Here is a 17,892-nt window from a genome sequence, read left to right as displayed (position 1 = left end):
TTAGCATCTGCTGCTGTACCACCCCAATAAAGGATAGAGGCAGTAACCGCTTTTGTATAATGGTCATCAGGCGTACCTGTAACTCCCCATCTTGCAGCGGCTTCAGCTAAAATAAACTCAACTTCTGAGTAATCTAATAATAGCGCTTCAAAATTAGATTGAATAATAGCATCAGCTACATGAGAATAATTAGAATAAGAATTGTTGATTCCAATTAAACCACCTTTATAAACTTCACCTACTTTGGTAAAGAAAAACGGTCTTCTTGGGTCTTCAAGCTTATTCAATTTATCTACTAAAGTTTCAGCAGCAACATAATCTTGTCTGCTTGTATAAATAGCATTAAGGTTGTCAGAAATTGGGTTGTTATTAGGTGTTTGGCCTAAGTAAGCGAAAACAGCGTTATCAGCATTGCTGGTAAAAGCTTTATCTGCAGAAGCCTGAATAGCAGCTTTGGCAGTAGCTTCATCAACATCAGCAAGGGTAATCGCTAATTTCAATTTTAAACTATGTGCAAATTTAATCCATGCAGCAGTATTGTCATGGTACAATAAATCTGTAGAACCAAAGTTTGAACCTGCAGTCATCTGTGCAATGGCAACATCTAAACGTTTCAATAAATCAGCATAGATATCAGCTGCTTTATCATATTTAGGTTGATTTACAGTACTTAAAGCTTCAGAATAAGGAACATCGCCCCAAGTATTCACTAAAACAGACCAAGTATATATAGATGCTATTTCAGTTACTGCAATACGGTTGTTTTTAACAGGTGCAGATAAAGTAGCATCAGTCTCAGTAAGTCTTTTGCTTTCTTTCAAATCCTGCAATACTTCGCGGTAAAATGGCGTCCAGTAGTTTAAAGGGATGTTTCTGGTGGTAATGTTATACCTTGGCTCATCCTGGTAAGTAGTAGCCGTCCATTGCTGCATCCAAAACCTAAACACATTTACGTTTACACTTGGTGTAGTTTGGTTTGAAGTCAATTGTTTCAGCGCGTTTCCAAATAACGATCCTGCAGAAACCGCTGATGGGTTCTTCTGGTCAATATTGTACTCGTCTAAATTCTTTGCACAAGAGGCTAACAACACCACTGGCAATATCAATATTAATAATTTTTTCATGATTGTTCTTGTAATTAGCCGGATTAAAATCTAAACTTAAAGTTGAAACCAACTGTTCTTACTGAAGGATATGCTCCACTTTGGTATCCTTGTACGTTTCCTGAACTTAAACCAGCTTCTGGATCAGCAAAAGGAACATTACTGTGAATTACCCAAAGGTTACGACCAACTAACGATACATCAACACCTTTAATTGCTTTTTCACCTAACCATCTTTTTGGTAAAGAGTAAGTTAAGGCAGCTTCACGTAATTTGATAAAACCAGCATCGTAAACAAAAGCTTCTTGTGGGTTGTTTGAATAACCGTAAGGGGTTACAGCATTGTCATAAGCTTCAACTCTTACTGTATTAGGCGTTCCATCAGCTTGTACACCTGGTAAAACTACACCACCACCTGCACTGATTGGAGATCTTTTTGGATTTCCTAAATCATTTACACCTGCAGTGATTGGATATAAACCAGTTGCTTGTCCATAGTATTGATCAAGTGAGAAAATACTTCCTCCTTTTTTAATGTCAACTAAGAAACTTAAGCTGAAATCTTTATACCTGAAATTATTTTGGATACCTGCGCTCCAGTTAGGGTTAACATCACCAATGATTGAGTTTTTTGGACCCATTGTGTAGTAACCATCAGCATCAACTTGTTTTTGTCCATCTACATAAACAAAACCTTGTCCTCTTAAAGTACCGAAAGGCTGACCAACAGTTGCATTTAAAGTAACACCACCCTGGAAAGAAGCTAGCTGAAGATTATCATTGTCTTCGTATAACTCCGTAACCATGTTTCTGTTTCTAGACCAGTTTACGTTTAATGTCCATGTAAAATCTTGTGACCTTACTGGAAGAACGAAAGCTGAAAGCTCAACACCCTGGTTTCTTACTGAACCAGCATTTACATATTTTCTACCGTAACCAGTAGCAGTAGATACGTCTACAGCCATAATTTGATTAACTGAAGTTGAACGGTAATAACTGAAGTCAAAACCAAATCTGCCTTTATAGAAGTTTGCTTCTAAACCAGCCTCAACACTTTTAGTACGCTCAGGCAAAAGGTTTGCATTGTTTTTGTTAACTGGCAATGAAGTCAATAAATTTCCATCATATACCGGGTTAATCAAATAGGTATCATATAAACTTAAAGCAGAGGCATCGTTACCAACTTCTGCATAGTTGATACGGAATTTACCATAGTTCAACCAATTTGAATCTTTCATTAAATTAGAGAAAACAAAACTACCAGCAACCGATGGGTACCAGTATGTATTGTTGTCTACAGGTAAAGTAGTAGATTGATCACGACGAAGTGTAGCATCAATAAAGGCTAACTCTTTGTAACCAAAAGTAGCACTTGCAAATAAACCATCAACAGCTGTACGAGAATAACCTTCTACAGGAGCAGTAATTAAGTTTACAGAGTTTGATAAAGAGTATAAACCAGGAACAACTAAACCACCGTTAGTTGAAGCATCGATAGAAGATAAATTAGTTCTTCTTAAGTTGCTACCTAATAAACCTTTGAAACTGATGTCTTCTGAAATATTTTTATTGAAATTTACCAATAAATCAAAGTTAGTCTCCGCTGCAGTTCTGTTATACCTGCTGTATTCAGCAACTTCAGCACCACCTACTGCAAGACGTTCTTCCTGCATTTCGTTAGAACCATCATAAGTTACACGACCCATTACATCTAACCATTCTAATGGTTTCCATGTTAAGGCAACATTACCAAAATACCTGTCTCTTGAATCATTTTCAAGATTTTCGTATCTTGACCAGTAAGGGTTGTTTGAATAAATTGGCTTAGTAGCCGTTGCATCAGACCAGTTCCAGGTTACGTTTTGTTCTTGCCTGTTGTAGGCATCCTTTAATTCTTTGATGTCAACGTTAGTTTGCCACCATTGTCTGAATTGCTGATTTGGGTTGTTTCCATCATAACCAGTTCCGTAACGGCCTAAACCTGCAACGCTAGTATAATTAGCAGATGCGCTTAAAGTTAAGTTTTTAGTGATGTTATGATCACCAGCGAAGTTAAAGTTGTTTTTAGTGATCTTACTGTTTGGTAAAACACCTGTTTCATCACTTCTTAAATAACCAAATTTGAAAGTTGTATTTTCACTTCCGCCATCAAGACTGATACTTTGTGAAGAACTTACAGCAGTTTTATAAAAGTCTGCCGGACCATTTGCTGCGCCAACCCATGGTGTTGCTTTTCCATAATTTGGAGAAGTAGGGTCAAATGCATTCCATTGAAAAACTAAAGTGTTTGGATTGAAAGCACCACCATAAGAAGCATCTTCTGTAAATGGTGTAATTGAGCTATTTCCTTTTCCAAAAACATCTTCATACCAGAAATTACGATCTGGCGAATCATAACCTGCAGGGTTACCTTTGCTATCTTTAGAGTATTCATTTACGTAACCAGCACCGTATTCATTTTGGTATTTAGCAAATGTACTTTTGTCAATTTTACCAAAAGTTACACCTGTATTAACTGTAATACCTAATGAATTTTTTTTACCTTTCTTCGTGGTAATCATGATGACACCGTTTGCAGCTCTTGATCCGTATAAAGCTGTTGCAGCAGCACCTTTCAGTACGTTTACAGAAGCTATATCATCTGGATTAATATCTGCCGCAGCACTACCATAATCGTAGCCACCACCGCCTTGGGCCTGTGTTGAACCATTTGTATTGGCATTGCTAATTGGCACACCATCAACAACAAATAAAGCCTGGTTATTACCTGTTAAAGATTTGAAACCCCTCATCACTACGTTGGTAGATCCACCCATGGTATTTGATTGTTTAATCTCTAAACCGGCAACTTTACCAGATAAACCGTTAACAAAGTTGTTATCTCTTGAACGGGTTAAATCTTCGCCTTTAACTTCCTGAGCTGCATAGGGTAACTCATTTTTGTTACGACGGATACCTAAAGCCGTTACCACAACCTCGTTTAAAGATTGTGCATCGCCTGAAAGGACAACATTAATTACATTTCCAGTGCCTATCGCTCTGGTTTGTGGAGCATAACCTATGGAAGAAAATTCAATTTCTGTCGCATTAGTAGGAACACTGATTGTGTACTTACCATCTCCAGACGCACTTGTTCCTGATGTGGAACCCTTAACTCTAACACTAACACCGGGTATTGGAAGACCATCATCTTTACCAGTAACTGTACCAGTGATTGTTCGTTGTTGTGCCATTGCTGAGGTAGCAACAAGCATAAAAACGAACAAACTTTGTAGAAGTTTTTTCATGAAATTTTTAAATTTAGGTGAATAATAATCCCTAAATATATTTGTTTAAACATACAAAATTGTATATTTCCGCATATTATTTTGAAGTTTTCTTAATAAATTAAGAAAACGATACAAAATATTGTAAGGAATGTCGTTAAGGTAAATTAATGAATAGAGGCTATTTGCCATTAAAAACGGTTGAGCCTCGCTGATAGAGGCTGTTGAAAAAAACGAAGCTTAATTAAGGGACTGTTTGTAGCGGGCTAATCATGACACCAGGGTGAGAGCACCCTGAGTCCACAGTCAGTCCACCCTTTGTTTGGCTAAACGTGGACTCACTGTGGACTCAATGTGGACTCACCGTGGACTCACCCTTAGTTGGAACACACCCGTCACCTACCTTTCAATACTTGGCAGAAAAGTAATAACTCAAAATAGGATATATACCAAAAAAGCCTGCTCATTGCTGATACAGGCTTTTTTGATGACGATAAATATGGCTTAAAACTTATCCCAAAAAATCTTTGTACTTACCTCATCGCCACCTATTGAAGCGGCAGCACTTTCTACATTAGCACTATTTAAGGTACGCTCACTGGTTGGATAAGTTAAGCGAAGTGGTATTACACTTAAAGCATTTGCAGCAGGTGTAAGCCGAGGATAGTCTAAACGGCGCCATTCTGTCCAGGCATCGTTACCCCGGTTATAAAGGGCAATATATTTCTGCTCGCCAATTTTCTGCTTATAGTCGCCTGCGGCACTGGCATAAGCAACTGTTGGCATTGCCAAATATGTTGCTACCTGTGCTGCTGTGCCACCCCAATAAGTGATGGAGGCTGTTATCGCATTGTTATAATGTTCTGCGGGGGTCCCTAATATACCCCATCTGGCCGCCGCCTCTGCTAAAATAAATTCAACTTCAGCATAATCTAACAACAAAGCCTCAAACTCCGGGTTGATAATTTTCTCACTGATATGCGAAAAGTTTGCATAATTGTTGTTTACCCCTATCTGTCCGCCAACATAATTGCCGTTTACTGTAGTGAAATAAAAAGGTCTGCGTGGATCTTCGGTAGCATTCATTTTATTGACTAAAGTAATGCCGGCAATAAAATCCTGACGGGTGGTATAAATAGGGTTTAGTGAATTGGAGATTGGGTTGTTGTTAGGTGGTGCATTCCTGTATGCAAATGAAGCATTATCAGCATTACTGGTAAAAGCATTAGGTGCAGACGATTGGATGGCGGTACGCGCAAGGTTCTCATCCACATCTGCAATGGTAATGGCCAATTTCATTTTTAAACTGTGTGCAAACTTTATCCAGCCAGAAGTATCATCGTTATACAGTAAATCTGCAGAGCCAAAGTTTGAACCTGGCGTCATTAAAGCAATTGCCGCATCAAGACGTTTAAACAAATCAGCGTAAATATCTGCTGCTTTATCGTATTTCGGTTGATTGACCGTGCTAATGGCTTCTGTATAGGGTACATCGCCCCATGTATTGACCAAAATAGACCATGTATATACAGACACCACTTCAATCAAAGCAATACGGTTGTTTTTTTCCGCCTCACTTAGGGTGGTGTTCTCATCGGTTAACCTGCGACTTTCTTTTAAATCCTGTAAAACTTCCCGGTAAAAGGGGGTCCAGTAGGCTAAAGGAATATTCCTGGTGATAAAGTTATACCGGGGTTCATCCTGGTAGGTGGTGGTGGTCCAATGCTGCACCCACAACCTGAATATGTTCACGTTGATGCTTGATGATGCCTGGTTATCAGAGAGCTCCTTCACTGCATTACCAAACAATGAATTGGCATCAACCATGGTAGGATTCTTCTGGTCCACATTATATTCATCTAGATCTTTTGCACAGGAGACGAGCAGCATCACTGGCAATATATATATCAATAGTTTTTTCATCGGTATAAAAATTAATTTTGAACGGTGATTTCAGGGGTTATCTTTTTAAATTGATCATTGACAAGGCTAAAACCTAAACTTTACGTTGAAACCAAAGGTCCTTACGGAAGGATAGGCACCACTTTGATAACCCTGAATGTTACCAGAGCTCAAACCTGCTTCAGGATCAGCATAAGGAACATTACTATGGATCACCCAGAGGTTACGCCCTACCAAAGAAACATCAATGCCTTTAACAGCCTTAGTAGGCATCCATGTTCCTGGCAAGGTGTAGGTTAAAGCTGCTTCACGGAGTTTAACAAAACCAGCGTCGTAAACAAAGGCCTCCTGAGGGTTATTTGAATAACCATAAGGGGTAACTGCACTATCAAAGGCTTCAACCCTTACCGTATTGGGTGTTCCATCGGCTTGTACGCCAGGCAGAATTACCCCACCTCCTTCACTGATAGGCACCCTTTTTGGATTACCTAAATCATTGAGGCCAGCAGATTCGGGATAGATCCCTGAAGCTTGTCCGTAATATTGGTCAAGAGAGAAAACACTGCCTCCTTTTTTAATATCAATTAGAAAGCTTAAACCTAAACTTTTATATTTGATGTTGTTCTGGATACCGCCCTGCCATTTTGGGTTAACATCACCAATAATGGAATTCGCTGGTCCAAAAACATAATAACCATCTTCACCAACCACTTTTTCGCCATTGTTATATACAAAACCTCTACCTCTTAAAGTACCGAAAGGCTGGCCAACGGTAGCGTTAAGCGTTACACCTCCTTGAAAGGTACCCAATTGAAGATTTGTATTGGTCTCGTATAATTCAATGACCTTATTTTTGTTTTTAGAGAAGTTAAGGTTTAAGCCCCAGGTAAAATCAGTTGTTCTTATCGGCGTAACAAAAGCAGAAAGCTCCACCCCTTCGTTTCTTACCGAACCGGCATTCACAAAATTTCTTCCATAACCAGTGGTAGTAGAAACGTCTACCGCCATGATCTGATCTACAGAAGTGGAACGATAATAACTGACATCAAAACCAACTCTAGAATTTAAGAAACTTGCCTCTAAACCCGCTTCCACACTTTTTGTTCTTTCAGGCTTTAAGTTTGCATTGTTTTTATTGATAGGCAAAGAGGTAAGCATATTGTTGCCAAACACCGTGGTAATGGTATAAGTATCATACAAGCTTAAGGCGGCAGCATCATTACCTACTTCAGCATAATTTATACGTGCCTTTGCTGAACTCAACCAGCTCATGTCTTTCAATAGATTAGAAAACACAAAACTACCGGCAATAGAAGGATACCAATAACTGTTGTCTTCGGTTGGTAAGGTGGTACTCTGGTCGCGACGAATACTGGCATCTACAAAAACAAATTCTTTATAGCCAAAATTAGCACTTGCAAATATACCGTCTACGGCTACACGCTCATATTTTTCAACCGGAGGGTTGATTAAGTTGACCGAGCTGGAAAGCGCATAAAAGTTCTCGATGGCTAAACCACCATTGGTTTCTGCAAAAATAGAATTCAGGCTATTTCGCCTTAAGTTACTACCTAATAAACCTTTAAAGGTTAAATCTGGGGTAATGTTTTTGTTGAAGTTCAGCAATAAATCATAGTTGATTTCATTAGCCGTACGGTTAAAGCGGGAATATTCAGAAATATCTGACCCCCCAACTGCAATCCGCTCTTCTTGTTGTTCACTAGATCCATCATAAGTTACACGACCCATCACATCAAACCACTCCAATGGTTTCCAGGTAACGGCAACATTACCGAAATAGCGATCCCTAGAGTCATTTTCCACGTTTTTATAACGTTGCCAATAAGGGTTGTTAGAATAAATTGGTCCTGTGGCATTCTCATCAGCCCAGTTCCAGGTAATATTCCGTTCTGCACGTTCATAAGCGGCCTTTTGTTCCTTGATGTCAACGTTATTTTGCCACCATTGCCTGAACTGCTGGTTAGGGTTGGCACTATCGTAACCTGTACCATAACGGCCTTTACCGTTTACATTGGTGTAATTGGCACTTGTAGAAATGGTTAAGTTTTTGGTGATGTTATGGTCGCCATTTAAATTGAAATTATTTCTGGTGATCTTACTATTTGGCAATACACCGGTTTCATCGTTTCTTAAATAGCCGAATTTAAAGGTCGTATTTTCACTACCACCCTCTACAGTTACACTTTGAGAGGAGTTGACACCAGTTTTATAAAATGTACTTGGGTCATTTGCGCCAGCTACCCAAGGTGTTGCTTTGCCATAGTTAGGCGAATTTGGGTCAAAGGCATCCCATTGATACACCAATAAGTTCGGGTCAAAGGCCCCTCCATAAGAGGCATCTTCGGTAAATGGCGTAATCAAACTTAGTCCCTGACCAAAAACATCCCTATACCAGAAATTACGATCCGGAGAATCATATCCGGCAAGATTACCGTTGGCGTCCAGCGAATATTCATTGACATAACCTGCACCATACTCTCTTTGGTATTTAGCAAAAGTGCTTTTATCGATCTTACCAAAAGTGACACCCGTATTAACTGTGATGCCCAGGGAATTCTTTTTACCTCTTTTGGTGGTAATCATGATGACCCCATTGGCTGCTCTTGAACCGTATAAAGCGGATGCCGCAGCACCTTTTAACACGTTGACAGATTCAATGTCATCCGGATTCACATCAGCCGCCGCATTACCATAATCATAACCGCCCCTACCAGTTGTCTGGTCGGTGGTATTGGTGTTGGCATTACTAATTGGCACCCCATCGATAACAAATAAGGCCTGGTTATTTCCTGTTAAGGATTTATAACCACGCATCACCACGTTAGTAGAGCCACCCATGGCATTGGACTGCTTGATGTCTAAACCGGCAACTTTACCCGATAAGCCGTTAATAAAGTTCACATCCCGGGTGCGGGTTAAGTCCTCGCCCTTCACTTCCTGTGCTGCATAGGGCAATTCATTCTTTAAACGCCGGATGCCCAATGCGGTTACAACCACCTCGGAGAGCGATTGTGCACTGGCTACTAAAACTACATTGATGACATTTGAGGTGCCGATGGTTTGTGTTTGCGATGTATACCCAATAGAGGAGAATTCTAAAGCCTTAGCATCTGGTGGCACCACTATGGCATATTTTCCATCTGATGCAGAACTTGTTCCTACGGCCGTTCCTGCTATTTTAATACTAACTCCTGGCACTGGCAGCCCATCATCCTGGCCAGTTACTGTTCCCGTGATTGTTCGTTGTTGAGCTGTTGCCGTAGCCGCAAGCAGCAAAAAAATGAACAAACTTTGTAAAAGTTTTTTCATGAGTTCTGATATTTAGGTGAATAATCTATTCTCTAAGATATTCAATTCCAAACTTTAAAAAAAAGAACCATGGTCATTTGTTACCTCATTATCAGTTAGTTATACATCTTTCTGAGAAAGAACCTAAATTAATAGGCAATTCAAAAATGAATATTTTTACCTTGGCTTAAGGTAAACTTTAAAAAAGAAAGGCGTGTAATAAAAAAGCATTAGTACCTAACTAATGCTTAATTTTCAATCTTTGTAGATAACAAGATGTCACCTAAATATAATTAGGAGGTGTTACAGAAAAAGTTATTTATCCCACCACACAGGTTCATAAATAAGTATGGAGCCAGGAAAATTCAAATTGGTGTTGATTTCTGTATTCGGATACAAAAACCGCAGCGGCATTCTTCCGGCACCGATAATAGAGGAGGCAGATTCCACCAGAAAATCTGGATAGCCTGTTCTCCGCCACTCTGTCCAGGCTTCAAATCCTTGAAAACCACACATCGCATAATATTTCTGCGTAATGATCAGCTTGAGGTCGTTCGCAACAACACCTGTTAATTGGGCATCTGGTGCATTGGCAATATATGCAGCGGCCTCATCAGCAATACCACAGGCCTCGAAACTTTCCCTGATGCCCTGGGCAAATAAACTGGTTACATCACCTGTACCCCATCCCCGGGAAGCTGCTTCTGCCTGTAAAAAGTAACTTTCTGCAGCAGAGATGAGTTTAACGGGTGCTGAAGCAGATTGTGGATCTGAAGCCCTCGCCCCTGAAAGTGAAGATGGTGGCGATACCCTCTTATCGGTATTATCTCTGTAAGTTCCTTGCGGTATATAAGCAATGGTATCTTCTGGTGTATTGGTAGCCGCATCAACGTTGGCATCGTAATACTCCATTACCCTTGGGTCATTGTTTCTGTTGAACTGCTGCACAGCTGTAGCACTGGCCACCAGGTTTTGCGTTCTTCCCAAACCGACTACCTCATTATAGAGTGGATTGTCATTTCCACCGGTAGTGGTATAGGCTATACTGGCATCTTGTGTTAAAAATATTGCATTTGCACTGTATAGGGCAGCAATACCTGCCTGCGCTTTTGCAGCATCTACTTCCGACAGCCTTAAATAAGCCCTTAATTTTAACGTGTTTGCAAAAGCCAGCCACGCCTCCGTGTCACCCTGAAAAATAATATCTTGTTCTCCCGGACTAATCGCATTGCTTACATTCAATGCCGCTATACCCAGGTCAATATAGTTAAATATGCTATCATAAACCAGTTCCTGACTATCGTAATGTGGACTGCCAAATTCATTCCCTTTCAAAGCTTCCCTTAAGGGAATGTCGCCATAACCATCTGTTGTCAACTGATAGGTATAAGCTTTCAACAGGTAGGCTATTCCCTTAATCTGATCGCTATTGGGCACATTGCTGTTGATGATCAACTGTGCATTTTGCAAAGCATTACGATAAGTAATTAACCATGCCCTGTCGAAATCTGTGTTAGTAGCATTGTATTGCTCTAATGCTCTATATTGGGAGGAGGTAGGGCTTTGCGTCCAGAACTGCGCCCAAATATTTCCATAAACCTGGTAACTGTTGCCAACCAACTGACCAATTGCGGCTTGTACTGTAGGCAAAAGTAAGGTAGGCGTAGCCGTATCAGGGTTATTTGGATTCTCGTTAACATCTAAAAACTTCTTACATCCGGCAATTCCTATGGTGCTGATGATCAGCAGAACCAAGAGTTTTTTTATCCTGTATATATTATATTGTGTTTTCATGATATGATGCTTTAAAAGGAGGCCCTAATGTTAAATCCGAAATTTCTGATTGAGGGCTGTGCTGTATAATCAAATCCCTGTGTGTTTCCAGCGCCTGCAGAGTTAACCTCAGGATCGGCGAACTTATTGGAACTTGGGGTCCAGATAAATAAGTTATTTCCAAATAACCCAACGGTCACTTCACCAAAAGGTGTTTTCTCAAGCTGTCCTCTGTTGAAGGTATAAGCCAGTGAAAGTGTACGCAGTTTAACAAAGGAGGCGTCAACAATGTGCTGTCCGGGTAACAGGTCTGAGTAATAATCCTGTTTAAGGTAGGTGATATCGGTATTGGGCACACTGTTTCCGTTTTCATCCAGGTAAACCGAATTTGGAAAGACCACATCAATTCTATCTCCACCAGACTCTTCTGAGGCGCCCACAAAACCAAGTAAATCTCTTGTTCTGGAATAAAATATGCCCCCATGTTTAGTGTCAAAGAGCACATTCATGCTGAAGTTTTTGTACTTAACATTAGCGCCTAGCGAAGCCTGGTATTGTGGATTATAGCTGCCCAGGTATTGTGCTGATGAGGTTGGCAATGGCAAGCCTGTTTCTGGGTCTATAATTGTTCTGCCTTGAGCATCTGTGGCGTTTTTTACGGCAAAAAATTGTCCATAGGGTTTACCTACAGCAGCAACAATAGACATACCCGAGTACCCACCTAATGCAACCTGATCAATACCTGGCAACAGTTCTATCACTTTACTGTTGTTCTTGGTATAAGTACCAAACAACTCAACTGAAAAACCGGTAGCGGTTTTAATTGGTGTTCCTCTTAAGCTAAGTTCCACCCCTTTGTTTTGAATCTCCCCGGCATTGACCACACTAAAACCATAACCGGTGGAATTAGGAATAGGGATGCTTAAGATCTGGTTTTTTGATTTATTGGCGTAATAACTAAAATCTAAAGATATCCTGTTGTCTAAAAAGCCTAGCTCTGTACCAATTTCAAAAGAACTGGTTTTTTCTGGCTTCAACTGCTCATTACCTATTGTTGTATTTGCCATTAAGGCGGCCACATTTCCAAAAGGAAAGGTGGTACTGCCAAAATTGCTTAATATCTCTCCCCTGGTAAAGGTGGTAAATAATTGATACGGATCGGTGTCATTACCTACCTGGGCATAGCTGGACCTTATTTTTCCATAGTCCAGAAAATTAGCAACGGAAGTGCCTTTTAAAAGTTCTGAAAACAAAAAGGAACCACTTACACTTGGGTAAAAGAAAGAGTGGTTTTCTGATGGTAAAGTAGATGACCAGTCATTCCTTGCCGTAACCTCTAAGAACAACATGTTTTTATAAGCTACGTTTAAATCGGCATATAAACCAATTAACCTCCTGCGGGTATAATTATCAGTAACTACAGAAACCGGTCCGTTGCTATTGGCCAGGTTGTAATAGCCCGGTACCACCAAACCACCGCTGGTATTCGTGGAGGTTTCGTTTGTATTTGTATTTCGCTGACGAATGTTATTACCTATCATTAATGAACCTTCAAAATCTTCATTAAACTTATGGGTGGCCGTAATCATCAGATCATGGACAATTTCGTTGATGTTATACTGGTCGATTTCGTAAGAACCGTTATTTGTTTGTGCGTTATCTTCAGAGTAATTGCCTGCTTCATCTGCAGGTAAGAAATTATATTTAGGTGCCAGCAACCTTCTTCGGTCTGAATAGGTATCCACCCCTAAGCGTTCTGTGATATCTAGCCATTCCACAGGCTTGTACCCTATATTAAAGTTACCTGTAATCCTGTTTAAATCATCAAAATTATCGTAGTTCTGCAACACAAAATAGGGGTTTAAGCTATAGGCTCCATAATAACCGTAGAGGTCATCTCGCCTTACGCCATCTGCGGTTACAATGCCATAACCATTATATTTATTGTTTAGGTCACTCAACTGATCTAGTGGAATATCCCTTGGTGTTTGTAAAACATTATCATACACAGAGCCACCACTTTGGCCACCGGCAATCTGGTTACTCTTGATATTAGTATAGTTGAAAGATATGCCTGCAGAAAACTTATTGCTAAATTCGGCTTTTCCGTTAAACCGAACGTTATACCTGTCAAAGACATCTTTATCTTCAGGAAATACCCCATCAGAGTTTAATGCATTTAAGCCCAGGTAAAAGCTGGTCTTTTCACCACCTCCAGAAAAGCTTAAGTTATTGTCTGTAGCAAAACCTGTTTTAAAGAAATTACGGATATTGTCTTTGACTGCTACATAAGGCTTCTGTTGGCGCACACCGTCAATTTGCTGTCCCCATTCCTGCATTTCACCCGTAAAGGGAGCGCCCCAGCTCCAGTTTTCTTTGGGGTCGTTTACAAACTCAGCGCCGTCATAATAACCTTCTCCATACTGATTTTGAAAATCAGGCAGTTTTAAGATGCTGGAAAAGGAATTAGAGCTGCTAAAAGTAATCTCAGTTTTTTTCTTTCCTACAGTTCCGCTTTTAGTGGTGATAATTAAGGCACCGTTGGAAGCCCTTGATCCATAAAGGGCAGCCGCAGCCGGACCTTTTAAGACAGTCACAGAAGCAATGTCATCGGGGTTGATGTCATTACCACGGTTACCAAAGTCAACGCTTTCCAGACTTGATGCCCCTCCTATGACACTAGAGTTATCTATAGGGATACCATCGATAACAATCAGCGCCTGGTTGTTACCGGAAATGGAGGAACCACCCCTTAACACAACCCTCGATGAACTTCCTGGTGTGTTAGACGTGGTGGTGATGTTTACCCCTGGAACACGACCGGTAAGGGAATTGATGGCGCTTGAATTTTGTCCCTGTGTTAATTCCTGGCTGGTAATGGTTGGTGCCGAATAACCCAGGGTTCTTTTTTCTCTTCTGATGGATTGTGCCGTCACTACTACCTCGCCTAAAGTAGTCGCATCTGAGGATAAAGTTACCTTAATGACATTTTCTGCCCCCAGGCTAACCGTTTGACTGGTATAACCGAGTGAAGAAATATCTAATCCAGTAGCACCAGCCGGTACAGCAAGAGAGAATTTTCCCTCCATATCTGTCATCGTACCTCCTTGTGCACCTCTAATTTTTACCGTAGCCCCTGGTATGGGCAACCCATCTTCTCTTCCTGTTACGGTACCCGAAATTGTTCGTTGTTGTGCTATTGTAAAAAGCGAGAACAGCATGAAAACTAACAAACATGGTAGTAGTTTTTTCATTGCTTTAAGTTTTTGGTGATCGTTAGTATAAATTTACCACTCCAAAAAAATTAAAACAAATTTATTTCCTTAAAAATAACTACAAAATATTTAAATAAATAAACCGTAAGATGCTGAAAACAAGACCCATAGAAAACTTAGTGAATTGTATGAATAATTTTAACGAACAGCAAAGATTGCGTTACTGAAAACCTGTTTACCGCTTTCCCAGAACATCCTGAAGAGCACATCTGTAGCCAGATAAACCACTGTTCCATTTCCTAGAGGCTGCACACCAAATAAAAGACCACTTTCCATTTTCTTCCTTGCATTTTCGCCTGCAATTCCGGTAACGTACGATCCGGGTTTTAACATCCCTACATTCCAGCCATCTTCCAGCGGTTCATAGATTTTATCGTCGGAGATGAGTGTATAATATTGAGACAAACCTAACGTAAGGGGATGGCTGTGGTCTAGGTTTACCTTATAGATAGCACCGGGAATAGCATTATTTAAATCATCTTTACCCTTGTCGCGATAGCTTTTGAAATTTGGCTGCTCCTGTTTAGGGAACTCTTTTAATTTGATGCCGTAAGGTTTTACCCCTGCGAAGGTTTTAATGGCCTCTTCCATTAAAATCAATTTGCCTCCACTTTGCACCCATGGTAATAAACTTTCCTGAAGGTTTTTAGGGTAATTGCCAGCAGGGAGAATCAACACGTTCACTTCTTCTACATTCAGGCTACCTAAACTTTGCACGCTCAGCATAGAAACAGGATAGTGTAACTCCTGCTCAAAGAAATTCCAAACTTCACCAACAGATTGAGAAAAGGTTTCAGCACCAGAAACAACCGCTACTTTTGGCATTTTAAGCAAGGGATAGACAGAAGAGCCGAAATCTTTACCCTTTTCTACAAAGCCTGAAGTGATGGTATTCAATTGGACCTGATGAGTGGTGGCTATTGTCTGCAGTTTTGCTGCCAGCTGCCCTTGCAGTTGATCATTTTCCTTTCTATAAACCAATAAGGTCCCTGCCGGATAAGATTTACCTTCACTGCTGAAAGCTTCTTCGGCCATTCTTACCCTAAGCTTTGCCTGCTGCAGGGCGATGAGCACTTTGGCATCTTCGACCGTATTCCAGGAGAAAGCCCATGCATAAGGATTACCGCCCTGTATAGCGGTTGTTTTTTCCTCTCCAGGCTGCGTGAAATTCCCTTTTATACTCTCCGTTAAAGCATAAGCCTGTAAACCATAGGCATAAGGCAATGCCCAGGCGGTAATGTCATAAGTATTAGAATCGGTAACATTGGTTTGAGGCTCAAACAGTACACTGGCTAAAGTTGCCCTTGGCTGGTGCATGTTAATGACCAAATCATTTCTTTCTAATTTAAATGTGGCTTTTTTACGGGTTGCAAAGTCAAGGCCACCATAGGAGCGATCGCCACCATAATTATATTCTATATGATTTTTATCAAGCAGGGCTGCGAGTTTCTTTAAGCGCGATAAATGTGTGGCTTTAACCACATAGCTTTTATAAAGACCTGTAGGTTTGGCGCTGGCATTGACGAAAAAGCTTTTGAAGGCAGACACCAGCTTTTCAGCATGTTCCGAAACGGTTTGAATAGTAGCCATGCCAGTGGTGAAATGATGATCAATGCGATCTTTAAGCGTTAATGTATCGCCGGCAGCGGTCAAAACGGATAGTCCGGCACCAATACCACCCTGCTCATAGGTCATGCCAATGGCACCATTATATAAAGGATAGGTATCTCCATAGGATGGATATAACAGGTCAAAGGATTCTTTAGTAAAATACTGCCAGCCCTGGGCATCAAATTGTTTGGCGTTATTTTTACCCACAATCACCTGAAATTCGCGTTGCCAGCTATTGATGCTTTCATGCACAGGCTCTGCAGCAGGTGCAAAATAATAAGGGGAGTTGTAACTCTGTTCGTGAAAGTCAACATGCACCTGCGGCATCCATTGCTGGTATAGCGCAATACGGCCTGTAGTTTCTATTTGTGTTTGCCAAGCCCAGTCGCGGTTTAAATCAAAATAATAGTGATTTACCCTGCCTCGTGGCCATGGCTCCTGGTGTTCACGAGCATTTGGATTCGCATCTGGAACAATTCCTACCACACTATTGAAATGTTGTACAAACCGGTCTCTGCCATCAGGATTTAAACAGGGGTCAATCATCACCACTGTATTGTTTAAGTACTGCTGTATTTCTGGTGTTTGAGCCTGGGATAAAGTGTAGATCATCTTCATGGCTGTTTCTGTAGAACTGGCTTCATTTCCATGTACGTTATAGCTCAGCCACAAGATTGCTGGTTGTTTCTTTACCTGCAAACTGCCCGATGCTTTACTCATGGCTACATTGTTTTTCCTGATGTCCTCCAGGTTGTTTATATTATTCTGCGAAGAGATTACAGCTACCAGGAGTTCTCTACCTTCATAGGTTTTGCCATAACTGATCAGCTGTATATTTTTATGCTGCGAAGCGACATATTTAAAGTAATCATTTACTTTATGGTGAATGGTAAATTTACTCCCAAGGGGGTAGCCTAAAAACTGATCTGGAGATTTGGTTTGTCCAACTGCTGAAAAAAGACCAACAAAAAAAAGTAAAACAAGTAAAATTCGCTTCATATCATAAAATATATAGCCAATTTACTAAAGATTATTTTTTGTTTGTGGCACATAACGTAATTTTACCTACACAAAATCGATTATTCTTCTCATGGCAGACATCCAAGACCTTTACCAGCATTACCTCCTTCATCCTGTTGTCTCTACCGATACACGTAACATTAGCAAAGGCTGTATATTTTTCGCTTTAAAAGGGGAAAATTTCAATGCCAATACCTTTGCAGAACAGGCCTTGTTAAATGGCGCTGCATTTGTTGTCATTGATGAAGAAGCCCACCAGCTTAACGATCGCTGTATCCTGGTACCCGATGTATTGACTGCACTGCAGGATTTGGCCAAACACCACCGTCAGCAGTTAAGCATTCCTGTAATCGGTTTAACCGGCAGCAATGGAAAAACAACCACCAAAGAGCTCTTAAAGGCAGTGCTTTCAGAAAAATTTAAAACTTTTGCCACGAAGGGGAACTTGAACAACCATATTGGCGTTCCACTTTCCATCTTATCGATCACCAACGATATCGAAATTGCCGTGATAGAAATGGGCGCCAACCACCAGCAGGAAATTGCCTTTTTATGCAGCATAGCGCAACCTACACATGGTCTGATTACCAATATCGGCATGGCACACCTGGAAGGATTCGGTGGTTTTGAAGG

The 17,892-nt window shown here is 40.6% G+C and carries 8 protein-coding genes; 1 reads left to right on the top strand and 7 read right to left on the bottom strand.

Going from position 1 to position 17,892, the window contains the following annotated elements; translation table 11 throughout:
• The 7 genes from ACR2F7_RS15055 to ACR2F7_RS15025 all read right to left on the bottom strand — a co-directional run.
• A partial coding sequence (locus ACR2F7_RS15055) for a SusD/RagB family nutrient-binding outer membrane lipoprotein (RefSeq protein WP_432714369.1) occupies positions 1-1,124 on the bottom strand: 1,124 nt, incomplete at its 3' end.
• A 23-nt stretch (positions 1,125-1,147) separates the two neighbouring features.
• Complete coding sequence (locus tag ACR2F7_RS15050; protein ID WP_432714368.1) at positions 1,148-4,390, bottom strand: SusC/RagA family TonB-linked outer membrane protein; 3,243 nt, start codon at positions 4,388-4,390, stop codon at positions 1,148-1,150.
• A 483-nt stretch (positions 4,391-4,873) separates the two neighbouring features.
• A complete protein-coding gene (locus ACR2F7_RS15045) occupies positions 4,874-6,292 on the bottom strand; it encodes a SusD/RagB family nutrient-binding outer membrane lipoprotein (RefSeq protein ID WP_432714367.1) in 1,419 nt (472 codons plus the stop codon).
• 66 nt (positions 6,293-6,358) lie between these two features.
• Positions 6,359-9,601: a SusC/RagA family TonB-linked outer membrane protein gene (locus ACR2F7_RS15040; protein WP_432714366.1), complete on the bottom strand. Its 3,243-nt coding sequence runs from the start codon at positions 9,599-9,601 to the stop codon at positions 6,359-6,361.
• 294 nt (positions 9,602-9,895) lie between these two features.
• The gene (locus ACR2F7_RS15035; protein ID WP_432714365.1) at positions 9,896-11,374 is read right to left on the bottom strand and encodes a SusD/RagB family nutrient-binding outer membrane lipoprotein; all 1,479 of its coding nucleotides are present in this window, start codon (positions 11,372-11,374) and stop codon (positions 9,896-9,898) included.
• 11 nt (positions 11,375-11,385) lie between these two features.
• The gene (locus ACR2F7_RS15030; protein WP_432714364.1) at positions 11,386-14,607 is read right to left on the bottom strand and encodes a SusC/RagA family TonB-linked outer membrane protein; all 3,222 of its coding nucleotides are present in this window, start codon (positions 14,605-14,607) and stop codon (positions 11,386-11,388) included.
• Positions 14,608-14,766: 159 nt separating this feature from the next.
• Positions 14,767-17,238: a M14 metallopeptidase family protein gene (locus ACR2F7_RS15025; RefSeq protein ID WP_432714363.1), complete on the bottom strand. Its 2,472-nt coding sequence runs from the start codon at positions 17,236-17,238 to the stop codon at positions 14,767-14,769.
• 91 nt (positions 17,239-17,329) lie between these two features.
• Between ACR2F7_RS15025 and ACR2F7_RS15020 the strand changes: the two genes are divergently transcribed.
• Positions 17,330-17,892: UDP-N-acetylmuramoyl-tripeptide--D-alanyl-D-alanine ligase (locus ACR2F7_RS15020; RefSeq protein ID WP_432714362.1), on the top strand; the 563-nt coding region annotated here is incomplete at its 3' end.

The sequence above is a fragment of the Pedobacter sp. genome (assembly GCF_045628745.1).
GTDB lineage: Bacteria > Bacteroidota > Bacteroidia > Sphingobacteriales > Sphingobacteriaceae > Pedobacter.
Note: the sequence above shows the minus strand (reverse complement) of the source record. Positions and strands in the feature narration are given on the sequence as shown.

Bases quoted from the DNA above. Each gene is read 5' to 3' on its own strand.
- ACR2F7_RS15045 (WP_432714367.1), bottom strand. From the start codon at position 6,292: ATGAAAAAACTATTGATATATATATTGCCAGTGATGCTGCTCGTCTCC.
- ACR2F7_RS15040 (WP_432714366.1), bottom strand. From the start codon at position 9,601: ATGAAAAAACTTTTACAAAGTTTGTTCATTTTTTTGCTGCTTGCGGCT.
- ACR2F7_RS15035 (WP_432714365.1), bottom strand. From the start codon at position 11,374: ATGAAAACACAATATAATATATACAGGATAAAAAAACTCTTGGTTCTG.
- ACR2F7_RS15025 (WP_432714363.1), bottom strand. From the start codon at position 17,238: ATGAAGCGAATTTTACTTGTTTTACTTTTTTTTGTTGGTCTTTTTTCA.
- ACR2F7_RS15050 (WP_432714368.1), bottom strand. From the start codon at position 4,390: ATGAAAAAACTTCTACAAAGTTTGTTCGTTTTTATGCTTGTTGCTACC.
- ACR2F7_RS15030 (WP_432714364.1), bottom strand. From the start codon at position 14,607: ATGAAAAAACTACTACCATGTTTGTTAGTTTTCATGCTGTTCTCGCTT.